We start from the raw sequence: 3,824 nt of genomic DNA, 5'->3' as shown, positions 1-3,824 counted from the left end.
GACGTCGCGATCATCGAGGTGGGCCTCGGCGGGATCACCGACGCCACCAACGTGGGCGACGGCCAGGTTGCTGTCGTCACGCCGATCTCCCTGGACCACACGGAACTCCTCGGCGAGACCGAATACGACATTGCGCTGGAAAAGTCGGGGATCATCAAGCCCGGCGGGTTCCTGATCAGTGCGGCCCAACCTCAGGAGGCAGCCCAGGTGCTCCTCGAAAAGGCCCGCGAAGTCGGCGTTGAGTTCCGCTTCGAAGGCGTTGAGTTCGGGGTTGAAACCCGGACGATCGGCGTCGGCGGCCAAGTGCTGTCCATCAACGGGATAGCCGGCCGGTACGAGGAACTGCTGCTGCCCCTGCACGGGGCGCACCAGGCGCAGAACGCCGCCGTCGCCGTCGCCGCCGTCGAGGCATTCATCGGTGGCGGGACCCGTGAACTTGATGCGGCGGTGGTCCGCGAAGGGTTGCGGACCGTGACCTCGCCGGGGCGGATCGAGGTGGTGCGGACCGCACCGAGCATCATTGTCGACGCCGCGCACAATGCCGCCGGCGCCAAGGCAGCAGCAGCGGCGGTCAAGGAAGCCTTCGACTTCAGCCGGCTGATCCTGGTGGTCGGTGTGCTCCAGGACAAGGACGCGGGGGCCATCCTGGCCGAACTGCATGAGGAACTCGGTGGCATCCTCGAGGACATCTGCCTGACCCAGTCAACCTCGCCCCGCGCCATTCCCGCGGCCGAGCTCCTGCAGGATGCGTTGGCGGCTGGTTTCGCCGAGGAAAACGTCCACATCGCCGAGCGGCTCGATGACGCCCTCGAATGGGCGGTCATGAAGGCCGAAGAAAACAACGACCTCGCAGGGGGCATCCTGATCACCGGTTCCATCACGGTGGTGGGGGAAGCCCGCACCCTGCTGGGCAAGTGAGGCTGACTCTGATGGAGCAGAATCGAAAGCGTCGCATGACCAAGGCGCAACGCGAATGGCGACCCGGAATGCCCAAGAAACGGCGTTCCATCAAAGTCACCTTCGCCTCGGTGGTCCTCACCCTCGAGGCGCTGGTGGTGCTGTTCGCGACCCTGACCGCATTCGGCCTGTTGCGCGACACCATCTCACCGGTGCTGATCCTCTCGGTGGGGATCGCATTGGCCATCGCGTTGGTCGGGGCATGCGCGTTCCTTACCAAGCCCTACGGCATTGCCATCGGCTGGATTCTCCAGTTGGTGATCATCGCGACCGGGTTCATCGAACCCACCATGTTCCTGATTGGGGTGCTGTTCGCCCTGACCTGGCTGTACGGGATTCGTACCGGCATCCGCCTCGACGCCGAGAACGTCGAGCGGGACCGCCAGCAGGCCGAATGGGAGCGGGCCAACCCGGAGGGCGGGTCAGAGCCCGCAGGATAAGTTTAGTAGAGTTCCACTGGCCATACCCAACACTTTGGAGGACTTCTGTGAGCGCTGAACGCACTCTTGTACTGATCAAGCCCGACGGCGTGTCCCGCGCACTGTCCGGGACCATCCTGTCCCGGGTGGAAGCCAAGGGATACACCCTGGTGGACCTCAAGCTGGTCTCGGCCAGCCGCGAGATGCTCGAAGAGCACTACAACGAGCATGTTGGGAAGCCCTTCTTCGAACCACTCGTCGAGTTCATGCTCAGCGGACCCATCGTGGCTGCGATTTTCGAGGGCGAGCGGGTTATCGAGGGATTCCGGTCCCTTGCCGGCGCCACCGAGCCGACGGCAGCCGCACCCGGCACCATCCGCGGCGACCTCGGCCGCGACTGGGGCCTGAAGGTACAGCAGAACCTCGTCCACGGCTCGGACTCGGCGGAGTCGGCACAGCGTGAAATCGGTATCTGGTTCGCCTGACCCCTCGTCGATGCCGGGTGTTACCCGGGGCGCCGAAAGATGCCTCGGGTAACCGGTGTTGTAGCGTAGAGCCATGACTGACTATCGCAGGCTCGGCAACTCCGGATTGAACGTCTCAGTGGTGGGACTCGGATGTAACAACCTGGGCCGCCCCGGAACGCCAACCGAAACCCAGCGCGGCACCAACGCGGTGATCGGCGCAGCTGTCGACGCGGGAATCAACTTCTTCGACGTGGCGGACTCCTATGGAAAGACGCCTGGCCTGAGCGAAGAAATGCTCGGCAAAGCCTTGGTCAAAAATCGCGATGACGTGCTGGTCGCCACCAAGTTTGGACTGGACCTCAAGGGTGCCAACGGCCCGGACTGGGGTGCCAGGGGGTCGCGGCGCTACATCATGAAGGCGGTCGAGGCATCACTGCGGCGCCTGGGCACGGACTTTATTGATCTCTACCAGTTCCATGCACCGGACCCGCTGACCCCCATCGAGGAGACCCTTTCGGCCCTCGACGCACTGGTCAAAAGCGGCAAGGTCAGGTACATCGGCCATTCAAACCGGGCAGGCTGGCAGCTCGCCGAAGCCGAGTTTGTTGCCCAGCTCGGCGGGTACACGCCCTTCATCTCCGCGCAAAACCACTGGAACCTGCTGGAGCGCAGCATCGAGGCCGAGGTGGTTCCGGCAGCCGAAGCCTATGGGATTGGCGTGCTGCCGTTCTTCCCGCTGGCGAACGGTCTGCTGACCGGCAAATACAGTGCCTCGAAGGTTCCGGCCGGTAGCCGGCTGACCCACTCCCGGACGAACCTGCTCGAAGGGGCTGACTGGAACCAGCTGGCCGACTTCGGAGCGTTCGCCCGGGCCCGTGACCTGACCGAACTGCAGGTAGCATTCTCCTGGCTGGCGGCCCAGCCGTCCGTCGCGTCAGTGATCGCCGGAGCCACCAAACCGGAGCAAATTCAACAGAATGCCGAAGCTGTGTGCTGGGTCCCGTCAGAGACTGAACTTCAGGAACTGGACCGGATTTTCCCCCGGGTCGCCTAGACCATGGCATGCGACGGTTGCAGGACATCGTCAACCTTGGACTTCGACTTCAGCATGGCCTTCCAGCCCATCTATGACGCCGTCGCTGGTCGGGTCTGGGGCTACGAGGCACTGGTCAGGGGCTTCGCGGGCGAAGGCGCCTACGACGTCCTCTCCAGGGTGTCGCCGGAGCAGAAGTACCGCTTCGACCAGGATTGCCGGGTCAAGGCCATCGAGCTGGCCTCACGACTGTTCCCCGCGGGCGAGGAATTGAAGCTCTCAATCAATTTCATGCCAAACGCTGTCTACGAACCGGCTGCATGCCTTCGCGCGACGCTGCGGGCCGCCGCCCGCTTCAGCTTCCCGCCGTCGTCAATCATGTTCGAATTTACCGAGAACGAGGAGGTCTCCGACACCGGCCACCTCACGAACATCATCACGGAATACCGCAAACATGGGTTCACCACCGCCATCGACGACTTCGGTGCCGGACACGCGGGACTGGGTCTTCTGGTCGATTTCCAACCCGACCTGATCAAGATCGACATGTTGCTGATCCGCGGCATCGATACCAGCCCGGCGCGGCAGACAGTTGTGTCCAGCATCGTGGGCATGTCCAGGGAGTTCGGTATCACGGTCCTCGCGGAAGGCATTGAGACGGAGGCGGAGTTTGCGACCCTGAAGGCAGCCGGTATCGGCCTCTTCCAGGGATACTGGTTCGCGAAGCCCGCCTTCGAGGAGCTCCCGCAGCTACAGTTCGGGGCGGCTGTCCTCTAGCAGCGGTCAGGTTTTAGGCTGGGTCGTGAGGAACCTGGACGCCGGTGGTCAACATTCCCGGCACCGATGCCAGATTGACCCCACCTGACCGGGTTGCTCACCAAACCGCGGGAGGTCAGCCGGGTCACCAATCTTGAGCCAGTTGAGCCAGTTGAGCCAGTTGAGCCAGTT

Annotated in this window: 5 protein-coding genes; all 5 read left to right on the top strand. The window is 63.5% G+C overall.

Annotated elements, in window-relative coordinates:
* Positions 1–918 (top strand): bifunctional folylpolyglutamate synthase/dihydrofolate synthase (locus tag K728_RS19100; RefSeq protein WP_443110961.1); only part of this gene is annotated, 918 nt, incomplete at its 5' end.
* 11 nt (positions 919–929) lie between these two features.
* Positions 930–1,397: a DUF4233 domain-containing protein gene (locus tag K728_RS0110370; RefSeq protein WP_035747804.1), complete on the top strand. Its 468-nt coding sequence runs from the start codon at positions 930–932 to the stop codon at positions 1,395–1,397.
* Between the two features lie 47 nt (positions 1,398–1,444).
* Positions 1,445–1,861: a nucleoside-diphosphate kinase gene (gene ndk, locus K728_RS0110365; RefSeq protein WP_019482854.1), complete on the top strand. Its 417-nt coding sequence runs from the start codon at positions 1,445–1,447 to the stop codon at positions 1,859–1,861.
* Positions 1,862–1,934: 73 nt separating this feature from the next.
* A complete protein-coding gene (locus K728_RS0110360) occupies positions 1,935–2,897 on the top strand; it encodes an aldo/keto reductase (RefSeq protein WP_024476646.1) in 963 nt (320 codons plus the stop codon).
* Positions 2,898–2,933: 36 nt separating this feature from the next.
* Complete coding sequence (locus K728_RS0110355; protein WP_237742126.1) at positions 2,934–3,653, top strand: EAL domain-containing protein; 720 nt, start codon at positions 2,934–2,936, stop codon at positions 3,651–3,653.
* Positions 3,654–3,824 lie beyond the last annotated feature (171 nt).

The organism is Arthrobacter sp. CAL618, from assembly GCF_000468215.1.
In the GTDB taxonomy this organism is placed as follows: Bacteria; Actinomycetota; Actinomycetes; order Actinomycetales; family Micrococcaceae; genus Arthrobacter_D.
This window is presented reverse-complemented; position numbering and strand designations above follow the sequence as displayed.